This is a genomic window from Arthrobacter sp. MMS24-S77 (assembly GCF_054888235.1).
The window spans coordinates 4,783,247-4,797,158 of the sequence record NZ_JBTZRN010000001.1; the positions used below are offsets into that span (position 1 = coordinate 4,783,247).

Annotated in this window: 13 protein-coding genes and 1 pseudogene; 7 read left to right on the forward strand and 7 right to left on the reverse strand. The window is 64.2% G+C overall.

Features of this window, described 5'->3' with window-relative positions; all coding sequences use genetic code 11:
* Positions 1-38 precede the first annotated feature (38 nt).
* Positions 39-542 carry a 2'-5' RNA ligase family protein gene (locus ACX5I4_RS22170; protein WP_461838581.1) on the forward strand — a complete coding sequence of 168 codons (504 nt, stop codon included), beginning with the start codon at positions 39-41 and terminating at the stop codon, positions 540-542.
* Here ACX5I4_RS22170 and pgm read toward each other — a convergent pair.
* Positions 535-2,207 (reverse strand): annotated as a pseudogene (gene pgm, locus ACX5I4_RS22175) (phosphoglucomutase (alpha-D-glucose-1,6-bisphosphate-dependent)). The gene ACX5I4_RS22170 and the pseudogene pgm overlap by 8 nt on opposite strands.
* 204 nt (positions 2,208-2,411) lie before the next feature.
* Between pgm and ACX5I4_RS22180 the strand changes: the two are divergent.
* Positions 2,412-3,032 (forward strand): DUF4190 domain-containing protein, encoded by a 621-nt coding sequence (locus ACX5I4_RS22180; protein WP_461838582.1) that lies wholly within the window; start codon positions 2,412-2,414, stop codon positions 3,030-3,032.
* Positions 3,033-3,115: 83 nt separating this feature from the next.
* On the opposite strand, the gene ACX5I4_RS22185 is transcribed toward ACX5I4_RS22180, so the two are convergent.
* From ACX5I4_RS22185 to ACX5I4_RS22195, 3 genes are all read right to left on the reverse strand, one after another.
* Complete coding sequence (locus ACX5I4_RS22185; RefSeq protein ID WP_461838583.1) at positions 3,116-4,585, reverse strand: peptide MFS transporter; 1,470 nt, start codon at positions 4,583-4,585, stop codon at positions 3,116-3,118.
* Between the two features lie 85 nt (positions 4,586-4,670).
* Positions 4,671-6,101: an amidase gene (locus ACX5I4_RS22190; RefSeq protein ID WP_461838584.1), complete on the reverse strand. Its 1,431-nt coding sequence runs from the start codon at positions 6,099-6,101 to the stop codon at positions 4,671-4,673.
* Complete coding sequence (locus ACX5I4_RS22195) at positions 6,094-6,831, reverse strand: Type 1 glutamine amidotransferase-like domain-containing protein (protein WP_461838585.1); 738 nt, start codon at positions 6,829-6,831, stop codon at positions 6,094-6,096. Before ACX5I4_RS22195 ends, ACX5I4_RS22190 begins: the two co-directional genes overlap by 8 nt.
* An 80-nt stretch (positions 6,832-6,911) precedes the next feature.
* Here ACX5I4_RS22195 and ACX5I4_RS22200 point away from each other — a divergent pair, with 80 nt between their 5' ends.
* From ACX5I4_RS22200 to ACX5I4_RS22210, 3 genes are all read left to right on the forward strand, one after another.
* Positions 6,912-7,238, forward strand: a complete 327-nt coding sequence (locus ACX5I4_RS22200; RefSeq protein WP_461838586.1) for a rhodanese-like domain-containing protein — start codon at positions 6,912-6,914, stop codon at positions 7,236-7,238.
* Between the two features lie 30 nt (positions 7,239-7,268).
* Entirely contained in the window at positions 7,269-8,228 is a 960-nt protein-coding gene (pheA, locus tag ACX5I4_RS22205) for a prephenate dehydratase (protein WP_461838587.1), read from the forward strand.
* 95 nt (positions 8,229-8,323) lie between these two features.
* Positions 8,324-8,542, forward strand: a complete 219-nt coding sequence (locus tag ACX5I4_RS22210; RefSeq protein WP_461838588.1) for a hypothetical protein — start codon at positions 8,324-8,326, stop codon at positions 8,540-8,542.
* Positions 8,543-8,605: 63 nt separating this feature from the next.
* Here ACX5I4_RS22210 and ACX5I4_RS22215 read toward each other — a convergent pair whose 3' ends face one another.
* Positions 8,606-9,652: a diacylglycerol/lipid kinase family protein gene (locus ACX5I4_RS22215; RefSeq protein ID WP_461838589.1), complete on the reverse strand. Its 1,047-nt coding sequence runs from the start codon at positions 9,650-9,652 to the stop codon at positions 8,606-8,608.
* Between the two features lie 111 nt (positions 9,653-9,763).
* On the opposite strand from ACX5I4_RS22215, the gene serS reads away from it, so the two are divergent.
* Complete coding sequence (gene serS / locus ACX5I4_RS22220) at positions 9,764-11,044, forward strand: serine--tRNA ligase (RefSeq protein WP_461838590.1); 1,281 nt, start codon at positions 9,764-9,766, stop codon at positions 11,042-11,044.
* Between the two features lie 203 nt (positions 11,045-11,247).
* Positions 11,248-12,093, forward strand: coding sequence for an HAD family hydrolase (locus ACX5I4_RS22225; protein WP_268024169.1), 846 nt, complete (start codon positions 11,248-11,250; stop codon positions 12,091-12,093).
* A gap of 65 nt (positions 12,094-12,158) precedes the next feature.
* Here the strand turns inward: ACX5I4_RS22225 and ACX5I4_RS22230 are convergent, their stop codons facing one another.
* Both ACX5I4_RS22230 and ACX5I4_RS22235 read right to left on the reverse strand, forming a co-directional pair.
* Complete coding sequence (locus tag ACX5I4_RS22230) at positions 12,159-13,241, reverse strand: FUSC family protein (RefSeq protein ID WP_461838591.1); 1,083 nt, start codon at positions 13,239-13,241, stop codon at positions 12,159-12,161.
* Between the two features lie 44 nt (positions 13,242-13,285).
* Positions 13,286-13,885 carry a hypothetical protein gene (locus tag ACX5I4_RS22235; RefSeq protein ID WP_461838592.1) on the reverse strand — a complete coding sequence of 200 codons (600 nt, stop codon included), beginning with the start codon at positions 13,883-13,885 and terminating at the stop codon, positions 13,286-13,288.
* Positions 13,886-13,912: the final 27 nt, after the last annotated feature.

The following is a 13,912-nucleotide window of genomic DNA, read 5'->3' on the forward strand; positions in this document are numbered from 1 at the left end:
GGCGGACTCTCTTCCACCAGCGGTGGCAAAATTTCCTTATGCGGAACCTCATTCTGGTGGCGTTCGTCGAAACGGTGACTGACGGGCTTGTCTTCCCGCGCAGTGACTGGCCGCTGCACATCACCCTGTTGAGGTTCGACGTCGAGCCCTCAGATGGCGACGACGTCGCCGCCCGCCTCAGCAAGCTTGTTTCGGCGCCCGCGATGGGCGCCCTCGGGGCGGAACTCACGGTGGGGCCCGACGCCGGATTCGGTCACCAAGGGTCCATCCCGGTCAGCCTCGTGGAGCACCATCCCATTTTGCAGGGCTTGCACGAGGAACTGTTCGACGCCGTGGAGAGTGTCGGAGGGCGCGCGGCAACCCCGCGCTACGTCCTGGACCACTACCGTCCGCACATTTCGCATCACGACGGCAAGCGCCCCAAGCCGGGTGACGCCGTCGTGCTCGACCAGATCGCGCTGGTGGACATGGCGCCGGAAGGCAACCACACGATCCGCAGGATCTTGAAGCTGTGGCACCTTCCGGCGGAGCCAGCTAGGTAGCGTAGGAAATCACGCCGTCCACAAGGGCCTTGGCCTCTTCCTGGACCTGCTTGAGGTGGTCGGCGCCCTTGAAGGACTCGGCGTAAATCTTGTAAACGTCCTCGGTTCCGGACGGGCGGGCCGCGAACCAGGCGTTCTCCGTGACCACCTTGAGGCCGCCGATTGACGCGCCGTTGCCCGGAGCCTCGGTCAGCTTTGCGGTGATTTCCTCGCCCGCCAGCGTAGTGGCCGTAACATCCGCAGCGGAGAGTTTGCCCAGCTTGGCCTTCTGCTCACGCGTGGCGGCGGCGTCGATCCGGGCATAGACGGGCGAGCCGAACTGGTCCGTGAGTCCCTTGTACAGCTGCGACGGTGACTTGCCTGTGACGGCCGTGATCTCCGATGCCAGAAGGGCCAGCAGGATGCCGTCCTTGTCGGTGGTCCAGACGCTGCCGTCGCGCTTGTTGAAGGACGCGCCCGCAGATTCTTCTCCGCCGAAGGCACCCTCGCCGGAGAGCAAGCCGGGCACGAACCACTTGAAGCCCACCGGAACTTCCACGAGCTTGCGGCCCAACCCGGCGGCAACGCGGTCGATGATGGAGGAAGACACGAGGGTCTTGCCGACGACGGACTGCGGGTTCCAGCCTGTGCGGTTGCGGTACAGGTAGTCGATCGCGACCGCGAGGTAGTGGTTCGGGTTCATCAACCCGCCGTCCGGGGTCACGATGCCGTGGCGGTCGGCGTCGGCGTCGTTTCCGGTGGCGACGTCGAAGGCACCCGTGCCAGCCGAAGCGCTGTCCGACATGCGCTTGATGAGTGACGCCATAGCCGACGGTGACGAGCAATCCATGCGGATCTTCTCGTCCCAGTCGAGGGTCATGAATGCCCACTGCGGGTCAACGGTGGGGTTGACCACGGTGAGGTCCAGTTGGTGACGCTCGCCGATTTCACCCCAGTAGTCCACGGATGCGCCGCCCATGGGGTCTGCCCCGATGCGGACGCCGGCCTTGCGGATCGCGTCGAGGTCCAGGACGGCCGGGAGATCGTCCACGTAGCTGCTGAGGAAATCGAACTTGCCGGTGCCCTCCGCTTTGAGGGCGTCGTTCAGCGGGATCCGCTTGACGCCACGCAGCCCGTTTTCCAGGAGTTCGTTGGCGCGGTTGGCGATCCAGCCGGTGGCATCCGTGTCGGCAGGGCCGCCGTGCGGGGGGTTGTATTTGAATCCGCCGTCGGCAGGGGGGTTGTGGCTCGGGGTGACCACGATGCCGTCCGCCTGGGGCTGCCCGGGCCGGCCTCATTGTTGTACTTCAGGATCGCGTGGCTGAGCGCGGGGGTGGGCGTGTAGCCGTGCCGGGCGTCGATCAGGACGTTGACCCCGTTGGCAGCGAGGACTTCAAGGGCGGAATTCTGCGCTGGTTCGCTCAGCCCGTGGGTGTCCTTGGCCAGGAAGAGTGGGCCGGTGATGCCCTGGCCCGCACGGTATTCCACGATGGCCTGGGTGATGGCGAGGATATGCCCTTCGTTGAACGAGGCCTTCAGGCTCGAACCCCGGTGTCCGGAGGTGCCGAACGCAACGCGCTGGGCAGGATCGCTGAGATCCGGCGTCACGTCGTAGTACGCGTCAAGAAGAGCGGTGATGTCTACAAGGTCCTGGGGAAGGGCAACAGTGCCCGCACGGCTAGCCATTGACCCAGCATGCCAGACGGTCCGGTGCGCTTGAAGAGAAAACCCACTATTGCGGCGCCTATGACATCGTATTTCCGCTTCACCAACGAAGATTCACTACCCGTTTACCGGAGTGCGGCAGGGGTTTGGGAGTTGGCGCGGGAGCTTATGTGCGCCTTGGCTCGGCGGTAGGCTGGGCAGAAAGACTCACGAGGGGGATCTTCAATGACCGACCAGCCAGCTAAACCCGAGAACGCCCCCCAGGGTGATGAACCGCCCAAGGGCTACGAACCGCCGTCGTATGTGCCACCGGCACCCCAAGCAAGCGAAAACCCCTACGGCGAGCAGCCGTTTGCCTCGCCGGCTGCTCCGGGCCCATACGGCCAGCCCGAAACGCAACCCCAGGCGCAGCAGCCGCAGGAACCGTATGGCCAGCCTCAAGGCGGTCCGGCCCAATTCGGCCAGCCCGCTTATGGACAGCAACCGCCTTATGGCCAGCCCGCTTCGCCTTATGGGCAACCTCCCCAAGGCCAGCCTGCATACGGGCAGCCGGCCAGCCCCTATGGCCAGCCTGCCTACTATGGCATGCCCGTCGAGCCTAAGGGCCTGAGCATTGCCAGCATGTGCTGCGGCATCGCTGTTTTTGTGGGCTTTGGCTTCTTTGTCCTTCCGCAGGTTGCTGCCGTGATCCTCGGGCACATGGCCATCAAGAAGGAGCCGGCAGGTAAAGGCATGGCCATTGCGGGCCTCGTGATGGGTTACCTGGGTATTGTCGGCGTGATCATCTTCTTCGCGATCATTGCGATTTTTGCCGCGACCGCTTCGCGCTACAACTACAACTACTAACGACGACGGCGGCCGGCGCGTTGGGTGGGAATCCCGCCGAACGCGCCTGCCGCCGTCGTTGTTTAAGCTGCCGCTGTTAAGGGCTAGCGGACGCCGCCCATCAACTTCTTGATGGCGGGCGAACCGGCGGCCAAGGCCACCGCGATCACCACGGCCGTGCCGCCGACGCCCAGGAAGTAGGGGAGCTCGTCGGCCGGGTTGTACAGCCCGGCCAGAATGCCGGCAAGGGTTGTGCCGAGGGACACCGAGAGGAAGAACAGGGCCACCATCTGCGTGTGGAAGGCCTTGGGGGCCAGCTTGGTGCTCACTGACAGCCCGATGGGGGACAGGAACAGCTCCGCCAAGGTGAACAGGAACAGGATTCCCACGAGCACCAGCAGCGGGGTCTTGCCGGCGCCGGTCAGCGGGATGAAGGCCAGGAACGCCAGGCCCATGATGAAGAGTCCGGCAGCAAATTTGATGGGGGAGCCGGGCTGCTTCGGTCCAAGTTTGGTCCAGAGCGCTGCCATGACGCCGGCAAAGACGATGATGAATACGGGGTTGATGGACTGCACCCACGCAGCCGGCATCTCCCAGCCGAAGAGGTTGCGGTCCAGCTTTTCCTCTGAGTAAACGGCAATGAACGTGAATTGCTGCTGGAAGAGCGCCCAGAATGCCGCCGAAGCGATGTACAGCGGGATGAATGCCGTCACTCGTTTGCGCTCAAGGGGCGTGACCTTCTTGCTGCTGAAGATCAGAGCGAAATACAGCACGGAGGCGGCGATCGCTGCGTAAGCCATGCTGCGGGCCAGATTGCCCGGATTCACTACGCCAGTCAGCAGCAGCGCGGCGATCACGACGGCGATGCCCAGGAAGATGAGCCCGTAGCGGGCTCGCTGTGCCGAGGGAAGCGGGTTCGGGACGCGGTGGGCTTCTTCCGGGAGCTTGTTGCGGCCGAGCGAGTAGATGGCGAGGCCGATCGCCATACCGACTGCGGCTGCGCCGAAGCCCCAGTGGAAACCGCTGCTTTCCTGCAGCCAGCCGGTCACGAGCGGGCCGATCAGCCCGCCGATGTTGATGCCCATGTAGAAGATGGAGAAGCCGGCGTCACGGCGTTCGTCCTTCTCCCCGTAGAGGCTGCCGACCAGCGCCGTGGCATTCGCTTTGAGGCCGCCGGACCCCACGCCCACCAGTATCAGGCCTGCCACTAGTCCGGGAATGCCGGGCAGGAGCGCCAGCGCTATGTGGCCGGCCATGATCATGATGGCGGAGCCGAACAATACCCGTTCCGAGCCGAAGATCCGGTCCGCCAACCAAGCGCCAAGGATCGTGGAGAGGTACACGCCTCCGCCGTAGGCGCCAACCAGTCCAGCCGCGAGCGGCTTGTCGATCGCGAGTCCGCCTTGGTCCGCGGTGAAGTACATGTAGTACAGCAGGATGCCCTGCATGCCGTAGAAGGAGAAGCGTTCCCACATCTCCACGGAGAACAGGCTGGCCAGCATTTTTGGGTGGCCGAAGAAGGACGTATCGCCCGTGATTTTGGCGGGCGCCGCCGTGTCTAGAGGTGTGCTCATTTATCCCATGCTGGCATCGACGACGCATTAAGTCATATTTGCGGATGCTCTGGACAAACGTCGAAAGGGGCTGAATGGGCGTCTCTTACTGGGCTTCAAGTTGCGTCGCGAGTTGCAGGAGCAGGAGTTCGGATCCCGGTTTTCCAATGAGTTGGATGCCCATCGGAAGCCCCGCGCCGGGCGTCTCTCCGGTCCAATGCACGGGCAGCGTAATTGCCGGCAGCCCGCACACATTCACCATGGAGGACCACGGCGCAAACTCGCATTGCTTGCGGTAGTCATCGTCCGCGTCGCCTGGCCAGTCCGGAGCCGGCCACTGTTCTCCGCCGGGGTCTTTCCCCGTGAACCAGCCCACGGGCCTTGGCGTCTGTGCCAGGGACGGCGTCAGTACGAGATCCCACTGCGCGTACTGGACAACGGTGTCGTGAGTGAACTGCCGCAGGAAGCCCGTGGCCTCGTTGACCTTCGCCGCGCTCCGTTGTTGCGCGCGACGCCGGAAGGTCCGGGTCAGCGGGGTCAGCAGGGCTTCGCGCTGTGGCAGGATCCGGGCGCTCCCGACGCCGGCGGTCCAGGCAGCGGTGAACGCTTCCGGATAGCGGTTGTCGTAGCGGATCTCGGCGTCGAACACTGAATGGCCGGCGTCAGTCAGCAGCTTGATGCCTGTGTTGAGGGCATCCAAGGCTTCCTGCTCCGGGGTGAAGGGAAAAGTGGTGGACCATGGGCTGTCCCGGCTCACGCCGACGCGCAAAGCGGCGGGCGCTTCTCCGAGGGACCCAAGATAGCCCCGCTCTGGCTGGTTCTCGCGTGGAACCAGGGCATCCATCATGAGTGCGGCATCCGCCGCGGAACGCGCCAACGGGCCGGCAACTACCAGGCGTGCGGAGTCTCCGACGCTTTCGCCGGCGGGCACCAAGCCGCGGCCCGGCTTTAGTCCCAGCAGGCCACATGCCGCAGCCGGAATACGTATGGAACCGCCGCCGTCGCTGCCGGGTGCGAAGGGAATCAATCCAGCGGCAACCGCGGCAGCGCTCCCTCCCGACGATCCGCCTGAGCTGCGGCTCAATGCGTGCGGGTTGCGCGACGGCGGTGCGATGCGGTTTTCGCTGTAAGCCGTCAATCCGAATTCCGGAACCTGAGTCTTGCCCAGTGAGATGGCACCGGCGCCTTTGAGCATGGCGGCGAGGGCTCCGTCCTCGGGGGCGGGTTTGCGGTCCAGCGCCGCGCTGCCGTGGGTGGTCGCGACTCCAGCAACGTCTGTGAGGTCCTTGAACGCCACCGGTATGCCGTGCAGGGGCGGAAGTTCTGTCGATTTCCCGTGCTGGCGGACGTATGCCGAGTCGGCCGCACGGGCGTCGAGTATCGCCTGGTCGGCGGTCACGGTGACGAAAGCGCCCAGCGCGTGGTTGTGCTTTGCGATCCTCGCGAGGAAGTGTTCCGTGGCCTCAACTGCGGAGAGCTGGCCCGTGGCCAGGGCTTCGCGCAATGCTACGGCGCCGAGTTCGTGGATGTCACCCAAGGAAACGGGACTCCAAGCGCTCTTCAACGGCCGTGGCCGAATCTCCGGCTGCGGCGGTGACCCGATATGCGGCCTTACCCCTGACTTCCGCAACGACGTCCACTAGTTCCGTGCCCCGGTAGACGAGCCCGACGCCGTCGTCGGTGCAGTGCGTTTCCCCCAGCACCCCTTCGGCGACAAGGCGATGGACCAGCGGTCGACGGCGCGGCTCGGAGTCATAGTGGACGCCGTTGGCGAAAGGGAGGAAGCCGAGCCCATTGGTCACGGCGCGTAGTTCAGGGCCATAGGAATCCGTGGTACCGCCCCGGAACCAGCAAATCGAGCCTGCTGACACCCCGGCCAGCACCACTCCCTGTTCCCAGACGCGCCTCAGAATGCCGTCCAGTCCATGTGCACGCCAGACAGCTAGGAGATTGACCACTGAACCGCCGTTGACCCACACCACGTCCTGTTCCAAAAGGTATGCCTCGGGGTCGCTGTAGTTGGGCATCGTGAAAAGGTTCAAGTGGCTGAAGTCGAAACCGGAAACCCGGGCGGCCTGGTCCAATTCCGCGGCGAACCAACGCTGGTCACCGGAGGCTGTGCCGATATGCGCCACTCTTGGAGCACGTCCGCTCACACCGGAGAGTTCCACCGCGTGGTGCACCAGGAGATCGAACTCCATCCGGGTGCGATGACCGGACTTGTACCCGCCGGACGTCGCAAGGATGGTGGGCTCGCCAGCAGCCATGTGGCCTCCTGCCTTGTGTGGTCGCGGTCCCTGCAACGGTAGGGTGGATTCTAGACCTGAATCAACTGGAAGGAGCTCACGTGAGTGATTTCGAGACCGTGCCTGTCGGCGATGTTCCGGCCGACGCGAAAATCTTGGATGTCCGGGAGGACTACGAATGGGTGGCAGGCCACGCTGAGGGCGCCCTTCACATTCCGCTTGACCAGATCCCGGCACGGCTTGACGAACTTGATCCCGACGATGACCTCTTCATCATCTGCCGCACCGGCGGGCGGTCCTACCGGGCTGTCCAGTGGCTCGTGGGGCAAGGTTACACGGCCACGAACATCGCCGGTGGCATGGACATGTGGTTCGAGTCCGGCCGCCCCATGGTTTCGGAGAACGGCCTCAAGCCGGTCGTCCTCTAGCCACGACGCATAACACCTAAGGAATATTTGATGTCGGCATCCGCGCTCACCTACACCTTCCTCGGCCCGGAAGGCACCTTCACCGAGGCGGCACTCCTGCAGGTCCCCGGCGCGGCCGAGGCCAACAGGGTGCCGTGCACCAACGTGAACACGGCTTTGGAGCGGGTTCGTCAGGGCGAGGCGGACGCGGCCATGGTGCCGATCGAGAACTCGGTGGAGGGTGGCGTGACCGCCACCCTGGATGCCATTGCCACTGGAAGTGAACTTCGGATCATCCGTGAGGCCCTGGTCCCCATCACGTTCGTCCTGGTTGCCCGCCCCGGTGTGGAGATCTCGGACATCCGCCGGGTCTCCACCCACGGCCACGCATGGGCCCAGTGCAGATTGTGGGTCGACGAACATATCCCCAATGCGGAATACGTGCCGGGATCCTCCACCGCGGCTGCCGCCGTCGGGCTGCTCGAAGGTGACGCGCACTATGACGCGGCCATCTGTGCCCCCCTCGTCGCCGCCGAACGGCCTGGCTTGAATGTCCTCGCTGAGAACATCGGCGACAACCCCGGCGCCGTCACCCGCTTCGTCCTGGTCAGCCGGCCCGGCGCCCTGCCAGAACGTACCGGCGCGGACAAGACCACCGTCGTCGTTCCACTCCCGGAAGACCGCCCAGGCGCCCTGATGGAAATCCTGGACCAGTTCGCCACCCGCGGTGTCAACCTCAGCAGGATCGAGTCCCGGCCCACCGGACAATACCTGGGACACTACTTTTTCAGCATCGACGCCGACGGCCACGCCTCCGACGCCCGCGTGGCCGACGCTTTGGCGGGCTTGCACCGGATCAGCCCGGCCACCCGCTTCCTGGGTTCCTACGCCCGGGCCGACGCGCAACAAGCCTTGGTTGCTCCGCATACCTCCGACGCCGCGTTCGCGTCCGCACATGCGTGGGTTCACGCCATTTTGGGCGGGGAATCCGCTCCGCAAAGCGTTGGATAATTGACTCTTCAACCCCTATCGCGTGGATAAAACTGTGCGTATGCTTGCTTGATCCACAATTGATGGACGCATGCCCCTAACGGAGGGAGCGGGCCATGTCGGGAAATAGCAATGACACCAGCGGCCAGGGAATGATCGTCAACCCGAAGCCCAAAGCGGACAACCAGGACTGGGACGGCGACGAAGCCGACCGGGCCGATCGCTTGCGCTTTGAGGAAGAACAGGCAATGATCCGCGAGCAATCGGAAGCGCGCGCAGCCGCCAAAGCGTTGGCAGAACACAAAGCGGCAGAAGCGGCGAAGAACGCCAAGTAGCGTCTCGCGCTATTGCACGCACGCCAGTTATTGCACGCGGACCAGTTATTGCACGCGAACCAGTTATTGCACGCGGACCAGAAGTGAACGCGGCTCCACCTTGACGGTGACCTTCGTTGCCTCACCCGAGGGATCACCGTCAAGTTGCGTGGCCATAGGTTCGTTGCTCCGGATGACCACCTTGCCCGAGCGGTAGAAGTTCATGACCGGCAGGTTTCGGTTGTGCTTGAACAGAATCTTGGCATACACGGCGAGCCAGCCGATGGCGCTGCGGGGGCTCATCACTACAACGTCGAGGACGCCATCGTCGATCATGGCCTCGGGAATGAAATCAATTCCGCCTGGGATCAAGCCGCAATTGGCGAACAGGACGCTTCGGATCTTCCGGGACTGCTCGGGCTCGTCGTCCATGGCGATGCTGACTCTCTTGCGCCGGCCGGGCAAGTGGCGGACGCCCGCCTCCGTGTAGGCCAGCCAGCCGACTGCCTTCTTGAGGTCATCGTTGGTGTCTCCCACAACCTCGGCATCCAGGCCCATGCCCGCGATCACCAGGAAAGCATGTTCCGAGGAGGCTCCCGTGCGCTCATTGTGGATGGCCATGCGGGCGGTGTCGATGTAGCGCTGGTGGCCGAACAGGGCGGTGTGGACGTTCCCCCGTAGGTCGTTGACGTCCAGGTTCACGTTGCGTGCCAGGAGGTTTCCGGTCCCCAGCGGTATCAGGCCCATCGCGACGTCGGTGTGTGCGAGGGTCTCTGCCACGACGCGGACGGTGCCGTCACCGCCGCCCACCAGTACGACGTCGGGCCCGTAGGCCAGTGCCGCCTTGGCTTGCGAATGGCCAGGGTCTTCCGCGGTCGTGTCGAAGAAACGGGGTTCGTCCCAACCGGCGAGGTGGCATGCTTCCCGGATGATCCTGCGGGCATCTTCGGCCTTGGCCTTGACCGGGTTAAGGATCACGGCGACCCGCTGTGAACCGGGGTCGGGCTCATGTGCGTCTTCGCGCACGGCGCTGCGGGTATGCCTTGCCCTGAGCCGGCGCACGCCCCACCAACTGGAGACGGCGAAGACCACGCCCCCAGCGAGAATCACGTACAGGATCCAATCGCTCATGGTACTTAAACCCTATCCCGCCGCGGGGTTCAGCCGCGCATGCCGCAAAGGGTACCTGCCGCCGTCGGTCGCTGGCCGCGGAGCTGCGCCCGCATTCGATACTCTTGTCTGGTGATCGACGTAAAAGACCTCAGCGAAAACCCGGACAAGTTCCGTGCCAGCCAGCGCGCCCGCGGCGCCGACGAGTCCGTGGTGGACGCGATCATTTCCGCCGATGCAGACCGCCGCGCGGCACTGATCCGCTACGAGAACCTCCGTGCGGAGCAGAACGCCTTTGGCAAGAAGGTGGCACAGGCGAAGGGCGAGGAAAAGCAGGCGCTGCTGGCCGAGGTCAAGGAACTCGCCAATGCGGTCAAGGCTGCCTCGGCTGAGGCGGACGTCGCTCAGGCCAAGCAGGAAGAGCTGCTCCGCGTCATCCCCAACTTGATCGTCGACGGCGTGCCAGAGGGCGGCGAGGACGACTTCGTGGTGGTCAAGACCGTCGGCACCCCGCGTGAATTCCCGGACTTCGAGCCGAAGGACCACCTGGAGATCGGCGAACTTATTGGCGCGATCGACATGGAACGCGGCGCCAAGGTATCCGGCGCGCGCTTCTATTTCCTCCGGGGCGTGGGTGCGCGATTGGAGATGGCCCTGCTGCAGATGGCTATGGACCAAGCCATCGAGGCTGGCTTCGTGCCTATGATCACCCCCACTTTGGTGCGTCCCGAGACCATGCAGGGCACAGGATTCGATGTAAAGCACGACGCCGAGATCTACCGTCTCGCTGAGGACGACCTTTACCTCGTGGGAACCTCGGAAGTGGCCCTCGCCGGCTATCACGCGGACGAGATCCTGGATCTTTCCGCGGGTCCCATCCGCTACGCCGGGCAGAGCTCCTGCTACCGCCGCGAAGCCGGTTCGCACGGCAAGGATACCCGTGGCATCATCCGCGTCCACCAGTTCAACAAGGTGGAGATGTTCATCTACACCACGGTTGAGGAGGCCGCTGCCGAGCACGAGCGCCTCCTTGCGTGGGAAGAGGAGATGTTGGCCAAGGTCGAGATCCCGTACCGCGTGATCGACACCGCGGCGGGCGATCTCGGCATGTCCGCGGCCCGGAAGTTCGACTGCGAAGCCTGGGTCCCCACCCAGAACGCGTACCGCGAGCTCACCTCGACCTCCAACTGCACCACTTTCCAGGCCCGGCGCCTCAACATCCGTGAGCGTGCTGTCAACGAAGACGGCGTGGCGAAGGGCACCCGCGCTGTCGCCACCCTGAACGGCACGCTGGCCACCACCCGCTGGATCGTGGCCATCCTGGAGCACCACCAGAACCCGGATGGCTCGGTCAACGTCCCCAAGGCACTACAGAAGTACCTTGGTGGGCTTGAGGTCCTGCCGGTCCTGTAACCCGCTTTGGGAAGGATCCCGCCCTTGTTCGCTCTCCTCCGCGTTGTTCGGTGGGGACTTCGAACAAGCATGTGTTTCGGGGGCAATCCCCAGCCCAAGTGAATACTCACACTGTGGACAACGTGGGAGTATTCACCCCCTGTTAATCCCCTGCTGTGGCCTGCGTCCTAGCTGGTCTGGGTGGGGTCTGCTTCACTGTAGGCATGACTATTTTGACTGGTACCTCAGTCGCTGGCATCGATGACCAGCGGAATTTCAATCACAAACTCATGGTCGCACTGGATGTTGACGGAACCCTCGTGGACCACGATGGCCACATGTCGCAGGGAGTCCGCGACGCTGCGAGGGCCGTCGTCTCCGGCGGTCACGATGTCCTGATCGCCACTGGCCGCTCGTTGAACGCCACCTTGCCCATCATTGAGCAGATCGGCCTGGAACGGGGCTACGCGGTGTGCTGCAACGGCGGCGTCACGTTGAGGCTCGATCCCCAGTTGGATGCCGGTTACGAGATCATCCACAAGGCCACTTTCGATCCCGCCCCGGCGTTGATGGCCCTCCGCGAGCAGCTTCCGTCCGCCAAGTACGCGCTTGAGGATGAGGACGGAAACTTCCTCTCCACCGAGCGATTCCAGGACGCGAGCTTCGGCGTCGAGGCAATTGGCGTCGATTTCCAAACCATGCTGGATGCCACTGCGGTACGCGTCGTAGTGTTCAGCAGCGAGAACACCGCAGAGGAATTCTCCACCGCCATCCGCAAGATCGGGTTGTCCGGGGTCACTTACTCGGTGGGCTGGACGGCCTGGCTGGATATCGCCGCCGCCGGAGTTACCAAGGCCAGCGCGCTGGAGCAGCTGCGCCAGCGGCTCGGCACACATCCGCGCCACACCGTGGCGGTGGGAGATGGCCGCAATGACATCGAGATGCTCAGCTGGGCCGGCCGCGGAGTTGCCATGGGCCAAGCGCCCGAGGAAGTCATCGCCGTGGCGGACGAGGTCACGGCTTCGGTGTACGACGACGGCGCGGCCCTCATCCTGCGCGGCCTGCTGTAACCGCCGCAGGCCGGCCGGGCTTCCGGGTAACCGCTGACTGGTAACCGCTGGCGCTTATCTCCAGTTCAGGCGGGGTCGGAGACCAGGGTGATGATACGCCGGAGGCTCATGGCCACCGAAGCCGTAGCGTTCACGGATGCTTGGTCGGCAGCGGCCTCCGTGACGCTTTCACCGAGGGCCTCTACGCTGTCCTTCGCTTCTGCCAAGCTGCTCTTGAAGTCTTCTGCGTCTCCATTTCTCCATTGCCCGATCACCGATGCGATGTCTTCCAGGGCCTCAGACAAATTCCTTGGGACGCCCTCCGGAATAACCGTTCCCGCGTTTTCTTCCCAAATCACGCTCGCCAGGACGTCCGTGATGTCCTGGACGTGGAAGGTCAGCAGTTCCACTGTCCGCAAAGCGTCCAGGTCGCCGGCCAGGCGCTTGGCTCGACGGCGGGACCGCGGGTTCGCTTTGGCGCTCAGTTTCGCCTCGTCAACCACGGTTCGTACCGCTGTCGCGGTACGTGCGAGCTCTCCGCTGCGGCTCGCCCACGCCTCATGGTTCGGCGGCCAGGATTCCGTCATGGCGTTGGCCATGTCCGCGAGTTGCTTGGACAGTGCCTGTTGGTGCCCGTCGATGGCCGGATCGATGCCTTCAAGATGCAGGGGAGGGAAGACCAGCCAGTTCACCGCGAAACCGACGGCAACTCCCATGGCCATTTGCAAGACATACGCGAGAGAGAAACCCTGCGCATTCGAATAGCCCAGGACCAGGACAAACAAGGCCGCCATGGGAACCCATTCGGAGGCGCTTCCAAGCCTTGGCAGGCCACCGATGACCACGCCCAGCCCGACGACCAGGGCCACGGCCATCGCTGTCGGGCCGGTCACTGTGGTCACGGCGAAGGCCATGGCAATGCCTAGGCAGAGTCCCAGCAGGCTTTGCAGGCCGTGTTTGGCTGAAGCCGCAACGGTAGGGTGCATGCTGACCAAGACGCCCAAGGGCGCGTAATAGGGGTAGGAGGCGGCTGGCCCGGGCATGAGTGGCGCGAGGTACCAGGCCAGCCCGGCAGCGACGGCCGTCTTGGCAGCAAACAGGAGACGGTGGCCTGTGGCGGCCTGCCTGAGCGATGGAAGAATCCGCCGAACATTTGGTTTGGGGATCATGGACCCAAGGTAGGCGGACGGAACCGGGCGTGTCGAGGACGAGGTCAGTAAACCTCGAGGATCATCGCGAGGAGCCGGGCGGCTGCGGGCCTGGCAGCATGCTCCTCCACCCACTGTGCGCGGGCAAGTGCCTTGCTCACGGCCTGGGTACTGATCCCCAGTTCCTGGGCCACGGCTTTCTGTTGTCCGCGAACGCCCGGCGTCAGCAGATCCAGCACGCGCCACTCGGCAACACTCCGGTGCTGCACAATGTGTCCTAGAAGCCTCAGCACGGCCTCCGACTCGGCAGCCAGGGAAGCAATCGGGCCCTCAACGGCCACTGGGATGCGCTCCTTGCCGTTCCGCAGGCGGTCCACGGCGCGGCGGGCGTAGACCAGACCGTGCCCTGAGGCGTCTTTGATCTGGTTGGGCAGGGGTTCGTTGACGGGCCCGACGCCGATCCCCACATACCACTGCCCGCTCCGTAAAGCGATGAGTGCCGTATCCACAGCCTGGTGCGGGGAATCCATGATGCCTTGGACTTCATCCTCCACCGAGCGGTCAAAGTCCAGGCGCGCAGGGATGTGGCGCAGGTCTTTCAGCAGCTGCGGAACGAGGTCTCCGTTGCCGCGGCTGTCGCGTTGGTTGATGGTCAGCGTGAACATGGTGGATCAAACATTACCGGCAGGTAG

What these genes read in the sequence shown, in the direction of transcription:
- ACX5I4_RS22170 (WP_461838581.1), top strand. Translation starts at nt 39, where the DNA reads ATGCGGAACCTCATTCTGGTGGCGTTCGTCGAAACGGTGACTGACGGG.
- ACX5I4_RS22180 (WP_461838582.1), top strand. Translation starts at nt 2,412, where the DNA reads ATGACCGACCAGCCAGCTAAACCCGAGAACGCCCCCCAGGGTGATGAA.
- ACX5I4_RS22185 (WP_461838583.1), bottom strand. Translation starts at nt 4,585, where the DNA reads ATGAGCACACCTCTAGACACGGCGGCGCCCGCCAAAATCACGGGCGAT.
- ACX5I4_RS22195 (WP_461838585.1), bottom strand. Translation starts at nt 6,831, where the DNA reads ATGGCTGCTGGCGAGCCCACCATCCTTGCGACGTCCGGCGGGTACAAG.
- pheA (WP_461838587.1), top strand. Translation starts at nt 7,269, where the DNA reads ATGTCGGCATCCGCGCTCACCTACACCTTCCTCGGCCCGGAAGGCACC.
- ACX5I4_RS22210 (WP_461838588.1), top strand. Translation starts at nt 8,324, where the DNA reads ATGTCGGGAAATAGCAATGACACCAGCGGCCAGGGAATGATCGTCAAC.
- ACX5I4_RS22215 (WP_461838589.1), bottom strand. Translation starts at nt 9,652, where the DNA reads ATGAGCGATTGGATCCTGTACGTGATTCTCGCTGGGGGCGTGGTCTTC.
- ACX5I4_RS22225 (WP_268024169.1), top strand. Translation starts at nt 11,248, where the DNA reads ATGACTATTTTGACTGGTACCTCAGTCGCTGGCATCGATGACCAGCGG.
- ACX5I4_RS22230 (WP_461838591.1), bottom strand. Translation starts at nt 13,241, where the DNA reads ATGATCCCCAAACCAAATGTTCGGCGGATTCTTCCATCGCTCAGGCAG.
- ACX5I4_RS22235 (WP_461838592.1), bottom strand. Translation starts at nt 13,885, where the DNA reads ATGTTCACGCTGACCATCAACCAACGCGACAGCCGCGGCAACGGAGAC.